The sequence below is a fragment of the Staphylococcus canis genome (assembly GCF_016238445.1).
In the GTDB taxonomy this organism is placed as follows: domain Bacteria; phylum Bacillota; class Bacilli; order Staphylococcales; family Staphylococcaceae; genus Staphylococcus; species Staphylococcus canis.
On sequence record NZ_JABANU010000060.1, the window covers coordinates 1 to 718 of the forward strand.

General features: G+C 31.9%; 1 protein-coding gene. It reads right to left on the reverse strand.

Going from position 1 to position 718, the window contains the following annotated elements:
* Positions 1 to 718 (reverse strand): ISL3 family transposase (locus tag HHH54_RS10890; protein ID WP_198618814.1); only part of this gene is annotated, 718 nt, incomplete at both ends.

Here is a 718-nt window from a genome sequence, read left to right on the forward strand (position 1 = left end):
TAATGAGTTTAATTTTGTTATTAATACCTTCAATCGGACCATTCGTAAAGTTGGCATATTCTAATGTGTTGGTAATGAATGGAATATAACTGTTTAATGTTTTTATGACGGTTCTTAATTTAGGATGAATATCTGGTAAAGCTACGTTTTCTAAAGACTGAAGTAAGGCTTCTATATCATTGTTATTAATATGACAACGAAGTTGATTGACTGTAAAGTGCGTACGACTAAGCATCTCATTTTGTTCATTAAGATATTGGACAATCCCTTTTTGCGTCTTCCACGATTTAAACAATGGAACCTTTCGGTACTCAAACGCTTCTAAATCTTCTATAGGTTTTAAATATAGTTTCCAGAAGCGCTTGAACTTATTATATAAAGGGCGATCAATGTTTTTAAAAGTATGCATAACTGAAACTCTTGCCATATTTAGTGCACGATTTAAAGACTGAATGATATGAAAACGATCAATAATGATTTTCGCATTGGGAAACAATTCTTGAATTAAGACGATGTATGGTTGATACATATCTATAGATACGGTTTGAACGCGTTTACGTTCTTCAAGAGAAAAGCGATAGAAATAGTCTTTTAAAGACTTTAACCGACGGTCTTCCACAATATCTATGATACGATGTGTGAGTGAATCAGCATAAATAAAGCTCATATATCCCGATACGTTTTTAACACTTTTAAATTCATCCATCATTAAATGTTT